Source organism: Trichocoleus sp. Lan (genome assembly GCF_039961855.1).
Lineage (GTDB): Bacteria > Cyanobacteriota > Cyanobacteriia > Cyanobacteriales > FACHB-T130 > FACHB-T130.
Map to the genome: position 1 here is coordinate 20,046 of NZ_JAMPKA010000038.1, position 14,044 is coordinate 34,089.

Annotated in this window: 15 protein-coding genes; 2 read left to right on the forward strand and 13 right to left on the reverse strand. The window is 47.0% G+C overall.

What is annotated here, in order from left to right:
• Positions 1-41: 41 nt before the first annotated feature.
• A complete protein-coding gene (locus NDA03_RS24535) occupies positions 42-962 on the reverse strand; it encodes an alpha/beta hydrolase (RefSeq protein WP_348239425.1) in 921 nt (306 codons plus the stop codon).
• A 259-nt stretch (positions 963-1,221) separates the two neighbouring features.
• A complete protein-coding gene (locus tag NDA03_RS24540) occupies positions 1,222-1,767 on the reverse strand; it encodes an HAD-IIIA family hydrolase (RefSeq protein WP_348239426.1) in 546 nt (181 codons plus the stop codon).
• Between the two features lie 78 nt (positions 1,768-1,845).
• Here NDA03_RS24540 and NDA03_RS24545 point away from each other — a divergent pair, with 78 nt between their 5' ends.
• On the forward strand, positions 1,846-3,354 hold the full coding sequence (locus NDA03_RS24545; RefSeq protein ID WP_348239427.1) for a CIA30 family protein: 1,509 nt from the start codon (positions 1,846-1,848) through the stop codon (positions 3,352-3,354).
• An 82-nt stretch (positions 3,355-3,436) separates the two neighbouring features.
• On the opposite strand, the gene NDA03_RS24550 is transcribed toward NDA03_RS24545, so the two are convergent.
• The 9 genes from NDA03_RS24550 to NDA03_RS24590 form a co-directional block, all read right to left on the reverse strand.
• Positions 3,437-4,054: an ElyC/SanA/YdcF family protein gene (locus NDA03_RS24550; protein ID WP_348239438.1), complete on the reverse strand. Its 618-nt coding sequence runs from the start codon at positions 4,052-4,054 to the stop codon at positions 3,437-3,439.
• A gap of 363 nt (positions 4,055-4,417) precedes the next feature.
• Positions 4,418-4,894 carry a hypothetical protein gene (locus NDA03_RS24555; RefSeq protein ID WP_190535420.1) on the reverse strand — a complete coding sequence of 159 codons (477 nt, stop codon included), beginning with the start codon at positions 4,892-4,894 and terminating at the stop codon, positions 4,418-4,420.
• 329 nt (positions 4,895-5,223) lie between these two features.
• Positions 5,224-6,021 carry a carbohydrate ABC transporter permease gene (locus NDA03_RS24560; protein ID WP_242030340.1) on the reverse strand — a complete coding sequence of 266 codons (798 nt, stop codon included), beginning with the start codon at positions 6,019-6,021 and terminating at the stop codon, positions 5,224-5,226.
• A gap of 323 nt (positions 6,022-6,344) precedes the next feature.
• A complete protein-coding gene (locus tag NDA03_RS24565; RefSeq protein WP_348239428.1) occupies positions 6,345-6,917 on the reverse strand; it encodes a 5-formyltetrahydrofolate cyclo-ligase in 573 nt (190 codons plus the stop codon).
• A gap of 167 nt (positions 6,918-7,084) precedes the next feature.
• Entirely contained in the window at positions 7,085-8,029 is a 945-nt protein-coding gene (locus tag NDA03_RS24570) for a GDP-L-fucose synthase (RefSeq protein WP_190410679.1), read from the reverse strand.
• A 129-nt stretch (positions 8,030-8,158) separates the two neighbouring features.
• Complete coding sequence (gene gmd, locus NDA03_RS24575) at positions 8,159-9,238, reverse strand: GDP-mannose 4,6-dehydratase (protein WP_190410680.1); 1,080 nt, start codon at positions 9,236-9,238, stop codon at positions 8,159-8,161.
• Between the two features lie 553 nt (positions 9,239-9,791).
• Positions 9,792-10,541 carry a sugar transferase gene (locus NDA03_RS24580; protein ID WP_190530365.1) on the reverse strand — a complete coding sequence of 250 codons (750 nt, stop codon included), beginning with the start codon at positions 10,539-10,541 and terminating at the stop codon, positions 9,792-9,794.
• Positions 10,542-10,701: 160 nt separating this feature from the next.
• A complete protein-coding gene (locus NDA03_RS24585; protein WP_348239429.1) occupies positions 10,702-11,868 on the reverse strand; it encodes a glycosyltransferase in 1,167 nt (388 codons plus the stop codon).
• 240 nt (positions 11,869-12,108) lie between these two features.
• The gene (locus tag NDA03_RS24590) at positions 12,109-12,420 is read right to left on the reverse strand and encodes a hypothetical protein (RefSeq protein ID WP_190432809.1); all 312 of its coding nucleotides are present in this window, start codon (positions 12,418-12,420) and stop codon (positions 12,109-12,111) included.
• Between the two features lie 27 nt (positions 12,421-12,447).
• On the opposite strand from NDA03_RS24590, the gene NDA03_RS24595 reads away from it, so the two are divergent.
• Positions 12,448-12,594 carry a hypothetical protein gene (locus NDA03_RS24595; protein ID WP_190410683.1) on the forward strand — a complete coding sequence of 49 codons (147 nt, stop codon included), beginning with the start codon at positions 12,448-12,450 and terminating at the stop codon, positions 12,592-12,594.
• A gap of 44 nt (positions 12,595-12,638) precedes the next feature.
• On the opposite strand, the gene NDA03_RS24600 is transcribed toward NDA03_RS24595, so the two are convergent.
• Together NDA03_RS24600 and galE are read right to left on the reverse strand one after the other, a co-directional pair.
• Positions 12,639-13,040 carry a hypothetical protein gene (locus tag NDA03_RS24600; protein ID WP_190410684.1) on the reverse strand — a complete coding sequence of 134 codons (402 nt, stop codon included), beginning with the start codon at positions 13,038-13,040 and terminating at the stop codon, positions 12,639-12,641.
• Positions 13,033-14,031, reverse strand: coding sequence for a UDP-glucose 4-epimerase GalE (gene galE / locus NDA03_RS24605; protein WP_190410685.1), 999 nt, complete (start codon positions 14,029-14,031; stop codon positions 13,033-13,035). Before galE ends, NDA03_RS24600 begins: the two co-directional genes overlap by 8 nt.
• Between the last annotated feature and the right edge of the window lie 13 nt (positions 14,032-14,044).

Sequence of the window (14,044 nt, forward strand, 5' to 3'; positions counted from 1 at the left end):
CGCGTAGCTGCGCTCTACTTCGCAGGCTGAGAAAAACACAATTAGCAATTCGCTGCTGAGAAATAACCTTGAAGCAGTCCAATTACGACTTCTGGTTGCTCTAAATGAGGTAGCACTCCCGTTCCTACAATTGGCTGAAACCGGCGAATTGCTTTTGGATTGAGTGCAGCCAAACGTTTCCCTAGATTCACACTGATAAATTGTGCCTCCTCACCCCACAGGATAAAAGTCGGCACCGTCAATTGCTGGATATACAGGGCGAGGTCAAAATAAAGATCGCCCCGCAAAAACGCTAGCGCCGCGTATTCCCCATTCGGCTGCTGCGCTGACGCCAAATAAGCCTCTACTATCTCTTCAGACAATCGTTCTAGCTGAGCAAACAAGAACCGTTCGAGAAAACTCCGCACCGCCACTTCGTTTGTCGCCCCAAGCGTATAAATTAGCTTATCTAACAGCGGCGTCCCAATTACTTGAAGCGGTAATCTGCGCCCAGCATCTTGCCCAAAATCGGCAAACCCAGATGGACATACTAAAAATAGCGTTTGGAATAACTCCGGACGTTCAGTTGCCAGACGGATTGTGAAACCCGCCGTCAGCAAAGATGCCACAACTTTTACCGGGGTAAAGCTTTGCTCTCCTCCAGAAATCGCAATTTTCTCAATAAACTCCGTCAGCGTCTTCAAATAGTCTGCAATTTGATAATCTCTGACTGGATGAGCTGACTCTCCCCAACCAATTAAATCTGGTGCGAATATACGGTGAGTCGTTGCAAAAGCCGGGTACACCTTCGACCACTCGTAGGCAGAAGCTCCGCCACCAAAGCCATGCAGGAAGATTAACGGTGGCAATTCAGCTTGTCGTTGCCCTAACCACGAGTCCTCTACTGCGGTATAGTAAACCATCGAACCGAGGGAGGTTTCTATGACTTTTTGCTCAAAACCAGGCGGCTGAAACTGAAGCATAAGCGCTAACAAACCTTAAGCTTACATCTTTAATTTTGCGTACTTTTGCGCTTACCTTTGCGCTCTTTGCGTTAAAAGACAGCCAATTTTGGACTAAAGGAAATAGTAACCGATGAATCTGCATTTGCTGGAGCAAAATCAATTGCAATTACAGTTGCGTAAGCATTAATAACTGATTCTGGCACAATAATTGTTAACTCACCTACCGGATTGGGATTGGAAAGAGTGAGTTGGCGATCGCATCCTCATTCCCATCCGTTCAAACGTCAGTATCGCCATAAGTTTGCCTCCAGCTTTCTGCTTGCTGAAATTTGATACCTGCGGCTTTTGCAGCATTTCTGTCATCCGAGCGATCGCCGATCATTAACACTTTGTCTGGCAAGTGCTTTTCTATCGCTAAATTCAGCATTCCTGGATTCGGTTTGCGAAACTTCCCAGATTCAGAGTGCTGGCTGTGGTTAACAACATCGCTGGAGGTTACGCAAAAACACTTTTTTCCTTCAAAGTCAGGACAGAAATAAATTTCTTCTATCTCTGGTAATAATCCCAAAGTGTATTGCTGCTCTCTAATACAACTTTGCAGAGATTTTTTACCACTGGCGACACCCCCTTGATTGGTTACGCCGACAATTTTCCAGCCAGTCGCGGCAAAGTAAGCGATCGCTCCCTCAGCGCCTTGAATAATCTGCTGATCGCCGGGACGCTGGATAAACTTGTTATCTGAGAGTGGCGATCGCACCGTGCCATCAAGATCGAGGATGAGTAAATTCGTTTCAGCATTGACGGCTGAAGGATCTTGCTCCATTAGAGAGTTGTTTTCAAATCAGTGGGCTATTAAACAAAGATAAAGGGAATCAGCTAAAAACGTGAATTTTACAAGAAAATGACGAATCAAAATAACCGATCTAAATGGGATTTCGGCAGATTTTTGCAAACGCTGACCTATTTCGAGGTGATTCCTTTCTTCAACTGCCTTCAGCGGTTGCTGCAAGGTCGCACCAAGGATAATCAAGACAAACCTACTGGAGGAAAGCGCGTGGGAGTGATACTGGTTGCTGGGGCGACGGGTGGTGTTGGTAAGCGAGTCGTGCGGCGACTGGTTGAACGGGGTTATCCAGTGCGTGCCCTTGTCAGAAATACTCAGAAAGCGCGGGAAATGCTTGGCGACAACGTAGAACTCTTTGAGGGAGATATCACCATCCCAGAAACGTTGACTCCGGAAATGATGTCGAACGTTAGTGCTGTGATTTGTTGCACTGGTGTTCGAGTGCAGCCAGTTGAGGGAGATACACCGGATCGGGCGAAGTATTATCAGGGTATCAAGTTTTATATGCCCGAAGTCGTAGACAGCCCGGAAATCCTGGATTATCAAGGCATCAAGAACTTAGTGCAAGTTGCTGCCAACTACTTTAGCCCTCAGACGAAGGGGGGAGCTGAAAAAGTAGTATTTGATTTTAGCAACCTTTCAGATGACATCAAGAATACTTGGGGTGCGGTGGATGATGTCGTTATGGGTGGCGTAAGCCAAAGTGGGATACAACTGGTGGAAGGCACAGCGCTGTTTGCGGGTAACGTATCAACCGACAACTCTGGAGGTTTTGCTTCCGTTCGCACCCGCAACTTCGACACTCCGATTAATTTGGCAGGATACGAGGGTGTGGAATTGCGCGTTAGAGGCGATGGAAAACGCTACAAATTTTTTATCCGCACCGAATCCAGATGGGATGGCGTTGCTTATTCTTATTCTTTTGATACCGTAGCAAATACCTGGATCGATGTTCGCGTTCCCTTCGCTGACTTAACTCCTGTGTTTCGCGCCAAAACTTTGCAAGATGGCGAAGCAATTAACCCTAGCAAAATTTGCTCGTTCCAGTTGATGCTGAGCAAGTTTGAATACGACGGAGAACTAAATCCAAAATTTTCACCAGGCGGCTTTGCTTTGCAGGTGGAATCAATCAAAGCTTATGGCGGCGCGGTGCCTCAATTTATCATGGTCAGTTCGGCAGGTGTAACTCGTCCTGGTCGTCCTGGCATTAATTTAGAGGAAGAACCACCAGCGGTGAGAATGAATGACCAACTAGGAGGAATCCTTACTTGGAAATTGCGCGGGGAAGAGAGTATCCGGGAAAGTGGAATTCCTTACACAATTATTAGACCTTGTGCGTTGACTGAAGAACCGGGAGGCAAGGCGTTAGTTTTCGAGCAAGGTGACAATATTCGGGGCAAAGTCAGCCGGGAAGATATTGCCGAATTGTGCTTGCGATCGCTAGAAGAACCGAAAGCGTGTAATCTCACCTTTGAGGTAAAAGAGGCAGAAGATAGCCAAAATCCCGACTGGGAAAGCTTATTCTCCAGCTTGCAAAGCGATCGCATTGCAGCAATCAAATCGTAAAACAAATAGACTTCTTGCCTCTGCGGTTTTATAAAAAACTCCGTGCAAGAAGTCTACTATCTTTACAGATATTTGCCTGTCCCTACTTTATTCCCTCAAATTGCCCCAAAAAAGTTGGTTGAGGACGGAGAAGATTCACCTCTAAAACGGCTTTCACCGTCGCGAGTGCTTCCCGCGTTGTATAAGATTTCATCACCCCATCTCCATACCGTCCCCAATCGGGTGTACCCAAGCCGCTCGCATTCACACCTAATTGACGGCAAGTATACACGGCGCGTGACAAGTGGAACTGCTGCGTGATGACAACCGCCTGTGTCACCCCAAAAATCTCTCGTGCGCGATAGCAACTTTCATAAGTGCTGAAACCAGCATAATCCAGAGCAATATCAGCAGCCGGTACACCGCGATCGCTTGCGTAGCGCTGCATCACGCTCACTTCATCGTAGTCGGTGCGGCTATTATCGCCCGTCATTAAGAGTTTTTTAACGCGACCCATCTGATAAAGTTGCACAGCCGCTTCCACCCGATCGGCTAGCATCGGTGTGGGGCTACCGTCGGGCAATACGCCTGCACCAAGAACAATGGCGACACGCTCAGCCGGAACTTGGGCAGGATCGGTATAGCGATCGCTTCTGGTAACTGCATTCACATAGTAGATCGTCGCTGGAGCGATCGCGGCACTTCCCAACAAGAGGAGCAGAAAAACACGACGCCAGTTAGACAAAAACCATTGACGCACGCTCAATCAAACTCCCCCCAAACGTTATCAGAAATCTGTTCTAGCTAGCCTCAAGGAATTGCATCCCAACTCCGGAAAATATCAATCGGCCAAAATAACCCCTTAAAAAGAAAAACCCCTGGCTTGTCTCCAGGGGTAAACATCAGGGTGCATCTAACTAATCTTTGTTTTACATAGACAACGTAGCTATATCCGGAAGAAAACTAATTTCTATACCTCTACGTCTTCAGTTGTTCTTCCGATCGGAATTTGAAAGATTAACGAGCGAATCAACTTTGTCTAATTAGGCAGAGTAGGAAACGCCCAGCCTGTCTAATCCACGTTTCACGCTGCGCTAGCAGTGGCAAAGAACAACTTCTCCAAGTTTTGTGGCTGCATAAATGCTACGTATTGAGGGGCAATCTCCGGGGGTAGCAGTTCAATCAATAGCTTGTTCTCAATCCACAACTCGATCACATCAAAAAACGAGTCCCGGTTACAGCGCAGCACGCGCCAGCCTTCACGGGTGGCAATCTTCTCAATCTGTTCTTGGCTCGTCGGTACAGATATGGCAGCATGGGTAGCTGTAAACGGTGAGTACAAAACGTTTTGAATGAATGCTGCCTGCTCGTAACCTTCACCAGGTATCATTTCGGTACCAACCGGATAAATCTCAATCATCGTCCCGTACTCATCGCCAGCAATAACGATATAACTGCCTGGATTTGGTGGGAATGGGGCAACCTTCCCATTCCATATCTCTGCAAAGACATTGGCGACGTGAAGGGGATTTTCAGCGGGGAGAGAAATGTGGTGAATCATAGAGAGTGACTGCTCCTGAAGGAAATCGCTGCAAGAATTTAAATTAGGTACTTCTGAAACATCCATCTGAGTCATTGAAATTTCGCAAACAGCCAGGTTGTTCCCACAAAGTTCACCCGATTGGGTGAGTTTCCATCACCTGATTGCATGACTTAAATCGAGGTGAATCCACTTAAATCTCTCGTGCGCGATCGCTTTCGGGTTGAATTCAGGACTCTTGGAACTGAAAATAAAGCTAACAGTGGCACCGCTCTGTTTCTAAGGGAAATTTCTGGTTGGATAGGGTGCTTTGATAAATCTTTGCGCGATCGCCTTGATCTGAAGCACCATTAACCTTTGACGCCGCTCCCTGCATCTGTCGGCACAATATATCGTTGCAAAAAGAGGAAGACAAGCAGCACTGGAGTAATGGAAATGACAGAACCCGCTGCTACCAGTCGCCAATCCAGGGATAATGCCCCGGCAAGGGTAGCGACACCTAAGGGGAGGGTGTAATATTCGGGTCGGTCGAGGACAATTAAGGGCCAGAGAAAGTCACTCCAAGAACCGATAAAGACAAAAATTGCCAGCGTTACCAGTGCTGGGCGAATTGCTGGAAGCATGACGTGCCACCACAAGCCTAGCTCCGAGCAGCCATCCATCCGAGCCGCTTCTTCTAGTTCTTTGGGCACGCCCTGAAATGCTTGCCGCAGCAAGAAAATCCCGAAGGCAGAGGCGATGCTTGGCAAAATAACACCCAAATAGGTATTTCTCAAACCTAGCTGTACGGTCAAGATGTACAGGGGAATCATCACGATTTGGAACGGAATCATAATCGTGGAGACGACAGCCGCAAAAACCATGTCCCGCCCCCGAAAATCCAGCCGTGCCAAGGGGTAAGCGGCAAGCGAGCAGAATAGCAGATTTAAGCCCACTGTCAGCACTGCCACCAGGGTACTGTTGAACAAATACTGACCAAAGGGATTGGTTTGCCAAACGGTGATGAAGTTCTGGAATGTCGGCTCTTGTGGCACTATCTGGGGTGGGAACTGAAAGATATTTTCAGTGGGAGATTTTAAGGAAGTACTGATGAGCCAAAGTAGAGGAAAAAGCATCACTAGCGCGATCGCTCCCAGGAACCCATACATCCAAAAAGTTTTAACTTTTGAGTTTTGAGTTGTAAAAAGGCGATATATCACGTTTGTTTTTTGAGTTTTGGAATTTATCATTGGGCGACAATAGCTGTTTTCTTTAATTGGAATCAGTCAATAAAAAATAAATAATTATTTCTATTATTATTAATAATTTATGATGTTTATTCTTGGAAAAAATCTTGCTTTTAATCTAATTAAGTCATATTATAGTAAGTGTATTGGTCTAACCAAATGCTTGTTCTAAGTAGGTGGTTGGAGCGCAGAGGACAATGTCCTCTGCGCGGAAATTAAAAAATAAAAATTGAGAAATTGAGATTTCATCGCATCATCCTCAACCCCGTTTCTGTACAGATGCCCTGCAAAGATTTATCCCAGCTATCAATTGGCAACTCTAGGGAAAAAGCAAAGTCAAAGACAATGCCGATAGTTAATTTGGTTGCCCATTCAGATGAATTGAGCAAGCGATCGTAATAACCACCACCATAACCTAAACGATATCCCCGCACATCACAAGCTACAGATGGCACAAGAATTAAATCTACCTCTGTTGAGTGTAAAACAGGGCTATCTGGGTGCGGTTCAAGAATACCATAGGCACCTTTTTGTAGGGAGTCTCCAGGTTTCCAGAGATGCCAAATAAGACGATCACCAACACAGCGAGGAAATCCCCATTGGCGACGAGCGCTAATGAGAGGGCTAAGGTCAGGTTCTTGTCGAAAACTGAAATAAGCTAAGACCGTTTTGGATTGGGTAAATAGGTGGGAAGATTCCAGGTGGGTACAGATGCGATCGCTCTTTTCTCTCCATTCCTCCACCGGCATCAATTGCCGTGTTTTGAGAAGCGATCGCCTCAATTGCTGTTTATCCAGTTGATGATTGACTTTGTTCACAAGTCTTATCACTTAAGGTTTGTGGCGAGGGGAGGCTATCGTCCATCCTTGGACTCGATATCTTGCGGACTTGTTTTGCGATCGCGACCGCTACTTTCGCTCCTGACAACGCAGAAACCCGTTTTGTTCGGCAAAACGGGTTCTTTACACTGGCGAGTTTTTCACGCTTACTCAGCGTGTTGCCGATACCAATCGATTGTGTTCTTCAGCCCTTGCTTGAAGTCCACTTGGGCAGTGAAGCCAAACTCTTGCTTCGCCCGTTCTGTATCTAAACAGCGGCGCGGTTGACCGTTCGGCTTATCGGTTTCCCAGATAATTTCGCCCTGATAGCCCATCAGTTCGCAAATCAGTTCTACCAAATCCTTAATAGAAATTTCATAACCCGTTCCCAAATTGACGGGTTCTGCGCCATTGTAGTCCTGGGTACCCATGACGATACCCAAAGCAGCATCTGTAGAGTAGAGAAACTCGCGAGTGGGACTCCCGTCGCCCCATACAGGTAGCTGCTTATCGCCTCTAGCTTGAGCTTCGTGGACTTTGCGAATTAAGGCGGGGATTACGTGGGAACTCTTGGGATCGAAGTTATCTTCCGGCCCATACAAGTTCACTGGTAACAGGTAAATGCCGTTAAAGCCGTACTGCTGCCGGTAGGATTGGAGTTGCACCAGTAAAGCTTTCTTCGCAACGCCATAGGGGGCGTTAGTTTCTTCCGGATAGCCATTCCAGAGGTCATCTTCTTTGAATGGTACTGGCGTGAACTTGGGATAAGCGCAGATAGTCCCTACACAAACAAATTTTTGAACTCCTGCTTGATAGGCAGCATGAATCAGTTGAGTGCCCATCATCAGGTTGTCGTAGAATAATTCAGCGGGTTTTACCAGATTCAGACCGATGCCACCGACGTGAGCGGCGAGGTGAATCACGACATCCTGCTGCTCAACGGCGCGTTGACAGTGTTCTAAAGAGCGGAGATCGTACTCGCGCGATCGCGGTATCGTAATCTTGTTTTGATCGGCTCCGGCTTTACACAACCGATCTACGACCTGACGCCCCAAAAAACCAGCTCCGCCAGTGACGAGAATCCGTTTATCGCTTAAATCTAAAGTAGCCATATCTCTTGCCATCCTCCACTGGATTCAGGATATCTCCAAAAATTGATGAGTGATGAGTTAATGAAAAACTCATCACTCATCACTCAGTAGGGCGCGGGGATCGTTCTTGCCCCTACAAGTCAAAACGACTTAATCGTGCATACTACCTACATTCTGGCGAATCGTGGCAAGATCCAGAGGGGAGTGCGAACCATTGCCATTCGGACAATTCAAGCCCAAAGCTTGCATATCCGCTTCTACCATCAAGCGAACTAATTCTTCAAAAGTAACCGATGGTTTCCAACCCAGCTTTTGATGCGCCTTCGTGGGATCGCCAATCAGTAAATCTACTTCCGCTGGGCGCAAATAGCGTTCGTCAAACTCTACGTAGTCTTTCCAATCTAGATTGACGTGTTCAAAGGCAATATCCAGGAATTGACGAATGGAGTAAGTTTCTCCTGTGGCTACAACGTAATCATCCGCTTCCTGTTGCTGTAGCATCAGCCACATTGCTCTTACATAGTCTTTTGCATAGCCCCAATCCCGCTTGGAATCGAGATTGCCCAGGTAGATTTTTTTCTGCTTCCCGGCAACAATGCGAGCGATCGCTCTGGTAATCTTGCGCGTTACAAACGTCTCTCCTCGCCGCGGACTTTCATGGTTAAAAAGTATCCCGTTACACGCAAACAGCCCGTAGGATTCTCGGTAATTCACCGTTTGCCAGTGAGCGTAAAGCTTCGCACAAGCATAAGGACTGCGAGGATAAAACGGTGTGGTTTCCTTCTGAGGCACTTCTTGTACCTTACCAAACATCTCAGAAGAACCCGCCTGATAAAACCGTACCTCAATGCCAGTACGTTGTTGGTAGTCCCGAATCGCTTCCAAAAGGCGTAGCGTCCCCATCCCAACCGCATCAACGGTGTATTCCGGCGAGTCAAAACTAACGCGGACGTGGGATTGGGCACCTAAATTATAAATTTCTACCGGCTGGACTTGTTCTAAAATCCGGCGTAGAGTTGTGCCATCGGTTAAATCGCCATAGTGCAGAAACAACCGCACCCCCTCTTTGTGAGGGTCTTCATACATATAATCGATTCGGTCTGTATTAAATGTAGAAGTCCGGCGAATGATCCCGTGAACCTCATAGCCTTGCTCAAGCAAAAATTCGCTCAAGTAAGAACCGTCTTGTCCCGTAATGCCCGTAATTAGCGCTCGCTTGCGTTGCGTCATACTTAGTATTCCCTATAGCCTGTGACGAAACAATCGTCTTAACAGTAACTGGTAATTATCCTGTAAGCTTTCTCTCGCTAACATTGCAGCAAGAGTCACTTGCACCCAAATTTATGAAAAATCCCTCTGTAAGTAGAGGAAATCCTTAATTCACTCCTTACGTTAACGCAAAATCTCTGGCGCAACATCAGGAATATACGTAGATTCTTCTAAGCCTCGGCAATAAGACTTACGTATTTCGACGGTGGACTAAATGTTGAGCAAAGAAGAGGGGAAAAGCTTCTTGCAAGAGTACCTACAATACCTGTTGCATAAATTCTGAGCGACACAAATTAATTAATCGCCATTACAACAACCAATTTATCTAAACTCTGAAATTAGACATGAAGAGTTTACCTGCTGTAGAGGCAAGCGTAACTCCCAGCGCTGTACTAACTCATCAAACGATGAACGACAAAATACTACAGCTCTCTCTACACAAGGAGGAAAGCTGTAGGAGCCGTTGTTCAAAGAACTTGACTTGAGTTATAGATTGCCGAACATTAGCTATGTTTCAGTAGGCACCATTGTCTTTGGGGGAAACGACAACGCCAATTGTTTTTACAACTAGCCACAAATCCAGCCAGAAATTCCTGGCATTGACGTAATAGACATCTATCTGGACTCGGCGCGGATAAGGGATGTCATTGCGCCCAGAAACTTGCCATAATCCGGTGATTCCAGGTCGAATCGTCAGCACTTTGTCAATGTGATGTCCGTATTTTGACAACTCCTCGGCAACGAGAGGTCTTGGCCCGACAACGCTCATGTCCCCTTTAAGAACGTTCCAGAATTGGGGAAACTCATCCAGGCTAGTTACCCGTAGGAATTTACCAATCCATGTAATTCGAGGGTCGTCTTTGAGTTTGAAATTATCCTCGAATTCCTGACGCAGATGAGGTGAGGTTGCCATCATTTGCAGCAACACTTCGTCTGCATTTGGCACCATCGTTCTGAATTTGAGACAACCAAAAGGCTGATGATTTTTCCCGATTCGTTCCTGGACATAAAAAATTGGACCTCGTGTGCTCAGAGCAATCAGCAAGGCCAACAACAGGTAAACGGGAGAAAACAAAATCAAAACCGACAGTGAAAACAGAACATCAAAACATCGCTTAGCGAAATCTCGGTCTAGACGCTGTAGGGGGAGGTCTCGCTGTTTGCTCAAACCTCTGGGCCTACCTGTCGGCGCGAGTGGTTGAAAACCTCGCTTCACGAACGCCCACAACATCTTGCCGGAGATAAGTTGGCTTTCGGCAGTCATCTTACTCCTTCACTTCACACCACACAGTCCCGATCATAAAGCCACAAGACGCCTGAAGACAGCTAATGGAGTCCCAGAAAGTAGAATTTGGTCATTAGTCATGGGTCATTGGTCATTAGTCATGAGTTTTTAGCAACCGGCTAAAGAGCATGACTGATGATTAGGGACGAATGGCTGAGGATGACTGAAATTCTTGATAACAGCTCTCTAGAAAGGCTAGATAGCGCTTCTGGAAAGTTTGAGGGGCGAACTGAGAAGCGCGGACTCTAGCAATCTCCGGATTAAATAATCCTTGCGATGCTTCAAAGGTTTTTACCGCTTCTATCAAAGCCGCTTCTGTTTGGGCTGGAAAAAATAAGCCAGTTCCCTGTGTCGGGTGTTCCCGAATATCCAGAACGGTTTCTAATGCCCCACCAGCACCATAGGCGATCGCAGGAGTGCCACAAGCTTGGGCTTCTACCAACGCCATGCCAAAGTCTTCACAGGCTGCATATACAAATGCTTTTGCTTGAGCCATATACTGCTCAACAACATCATCTGGTTGTGACCCTAGCACTTTTACATTGGGTTTCGCTAGCTGGCGCATTTCGTCAAGTTCCGGCCCCGTGCCAATCACCACAAGCGGGCGTCCCAGTTGGTTAAAAGATCGGACAATTAAAGATACTTGCTTGTAACTCACCAGCCGGGAAACGGTGAGGTAAAAATCTTCTTTTTGGGGCTGAAAGGAAAATCGCTCAACATTGACGGGTGGATAAATGACTTCTGCTTGCCGCCGATAGCAGCGCCAGATGCGACGTGCGGTGTGTTGGGAGTTGGCGATGAAATAATCAACGCGGTTTGCGGAGAGTACATCCCACTGACGCAGTTGATGAAGGAGATACCGCGTCAGGATGCCTGGGAGACCCCGTCCTAGTCGGCTACTGTCTAGATAATCAAAAGTTAAATCCCAGGCGTAGCGCATGGGCGTATGGCAGTAGCAGATATGCAGTTGTTGTGGGCTGGTGAGGACTCCTTTGGCGACAGCGTGGGCAGAGGAGAGAATGACGTCATAGTCACGTAAGTCTAGCTGTTCAATTGCTAGCGGCAATAGAGGGAGATATTTTTGGACGCCACTGCGGGCTTTCGGGAAGTGTTGCAGGAATGTGGTGCCAATGGGGCGATTGAAGAGATAACTTTCGGGATTGGTGGATTCAAAGTCTATTAGGGCATAGAGGTCGGCATCAATGTGCTTGAGGATCTCCTGGACAACAAGTTCTGACCCGCCAGTAGCTTCGGGGGTCAACCATTCATGGACGAGGGCATACTTTAATGACAAAGCTGACTTCACAGTTGCGCGTACTTAAGGGCTGAGTGTAAATTTTACTCACTCCTCAGCCAGCGATCGCTAGCTCAAGAGCGATCGCTGTAGACTCTAAGTGCATTACCGCCCTTTTGCACGCCTGACACTGGATTACAGGGAATTAAAAATAGACTTCCTAGAACTTAGCTTAGAAAAATAGCCTGATTCTTCTCTTCTACTACTTTTTTGAGCTTTAGAGAGCGAGTGGAAATCGCAGGCAGCTTTTGGTTAACTTCCACAGTAACTGTTTATCCCGTTTACTAAATTTTTTTCTGGATTATAGGATTTCTGCAATTTTTTAAATCCAGCGTCAACTGCGGGAAAATCCCTTTTTTTGAGAGCTGAAACATATTCGCGAGTTGCCTTACTACTCTCTCGATACATTCTAATAAAATCAGCTTGAAACTTTTTAAGCTTTGGATCGTTGACGCTAATATTTGTCATTTTTTGAGCTGATTTATCCCAAATCTCGGCTGTTTTAGCTAGCGCTTCTGGAGAGCTATTCTGACCTCCATTGGTCACGGTTTTGGTTTCATTCACCGTTTCATTGGTAATCTTGAAAATCTTTTGACACTGAGTGATTTTGCTTTCGGTGCAACTGACGATCGAGAAACTGACGGCGGCAGTCACGGGAAGGATGACAGCGTACCGACGAAGAAAGTGCATGAAAACTCTCCTGATGAGTTGATGGGTACTTCCACTTTATTTCCCTAGGATTGACAGCCAATCGGGATACGATGGCAAACCAGAGACCGAGATTAAGATTCGGTCTCTTCGGTTGCTTCAATGGCATCCACAAGGCGTTGTAAAGCTTCTGTTAGCTGCATCAACCGAACAAGAGAATCATCTTGGGTTTCTGCCAAGGTTTGCACCGCATCGCTTAAGGCAAAAATTTGATAGTGCTGCTGTTGGACTTGATGCCCCTGTTCTTGTACTTGAATTGTCAGGGCATCCACTCGGTCAGCAAGGCGGTTAATTGTCTCATTAGTAGCAATTACTGCCTCCCTAAGATTTCCCTGTTGTTGAACTTGAATTGTAAGAGCATCTACTCGTTCGCCAAGACGGTCAATTGTGTCAGCGCTGGCAAGTACTGCCTCTGCAATTTGTTCAACAATCGATTCTAAACGACCTAATCTAACTTCCACTCCAGAATTATCCATGACGATGCTGATGCCATTGCCAAGCGTCAGCAACGATTTTACTCAGGTCTGCGTATTGCGGACACCAACCGAGGATTTTTTTTGCTTTATCGCTGCTGCCGACTAAAATAGGGGCGTCCCCGGCACGGCGATCGCGTTCTACTGCTTTGATCTCCCGCCCCGTGACCGCCTTGGCTGTCTCAATCACTTCTCTGACTGAGAAACCATTGCCATTGCCTAAGTTAAAGACATCGCTCGTTCCCCCTTGCAGGAGATACTCTAGCCCTAAAACGTGAGCATCTGCCAAGTCGCTGACGTGGATGTAGTCCCGAATTCCGGTGCCATCTGGGGTCGGGTAATCGGTGCCGAGAATGAAGATAGATTCCCGTTTGCCCAAAGCTGTCTGAAGTACCAGGGGAATCAGGTGCGTTTCTGGCTCGTGATCCTCACCGAGTAAGCCATCGGGATTCGCACCAGAAGCATTGAAATAGCGGAACGCCACGGACTTTAAATCGTAGGCAATATCAAAATCTGCCAGAATTTTCTCTACCATCCACTTACTCGTCGCGTAAGGACTGAGGGGATTTTGGGGATGGTGTTCGGTCATGGGAACTTCCTGGGGCATCCCGTAGATGGCGCAAGTGGAAGAAAAGACAAATTTCTTCACGTTTGCTGCCACCATTGCTTCTAGCAGTGTCAAAGTGCCAACGACGTTGTTCTGGTAGTATTTGGCGGGATCGGTGACGGACTCTCCCACCGCAATATAGGCGGCAAAGTGCATAACTGCCGCAATGTTGCGAGTGGCAAAGAGTTGGTCGAGGAGAGCGCGATCGCTCATATCTCCCACTACCAGTTCTACTTTGAGTACATTTTCCACCAATTCCCGATGTCCGTACACCAGGTTATCTAATACCACTACCCCATAGCCTGCCTTGATCAGCGCCAGTACGGCATGGGTTCCAATATATCCAGCTCCACCCGTCACCAGAATGGTTGGTTTGACTTGCGACACGTTCAATACCTTC

Coding starts and splice junctions, on each gene's coding strand:
- NDA03_RS24535 (WP_348239425.1), bottom strand. CDS start 962: ATGCTTCAGTTTCAGCCGCCTGGTTTTGAGCAAAAAGTCATAGAAACC.
- NDA03_RS24540 (WP_348239426.1), bottom strand. CDS start 1,767: ATGGAGCAAGATCCTTCAGCCGTCAATGCTGAAACGAATTTACTCATC.
- NDA03_RS24545 (WP_348239427.1), top strand. CDS start 1,846: ATGACGAATCAAAATAACCGATCTAAATGGGATTTCGGCAGATTTTTG.
- NDA03_RS24555 (WP_190535420.1), bottom strand. CDS start 4,894: ATGATTCACCACATTTCTCTCCCCGCTGAAAATCCCCTTCACGTCGCC.
- NDA03_RS24560 (WP_242030340.1), bottom strand. CDS start 6,021: ATGTATGGGTTCCTGGGAGCGATCGCGCTAGTGATGCTTTTTCCTCTA.
- NDA03_RS24570 (WP_190410679.1), bottom strand. CDS start 8,029: ATGGCTACTTTAGATTTAAGCGATAAACGGATTCTCGTCACTGGCGGA.
- gmd (WP_190410680.1), bottom strand. CDS start 9,238: ATGACGCAACGCAAGCGAGCGCTAATTACGGGCATTACGGGACAAGAC.
- NDA03_RS24580 (WP_190530365.1), bottom strand. CDS start 10,541: ATGACTGCCGAAAGCCAACTTATCTCCGGCAAGATGTTGTGGGCGTTC.
- NDA03_RS24600 (WP_190410684.1), bottom strand. CDS start 13,040: ATGGATAATTCTGGAGTGGAAGTTAGATTAGGTCGTTTAGAATCGATT.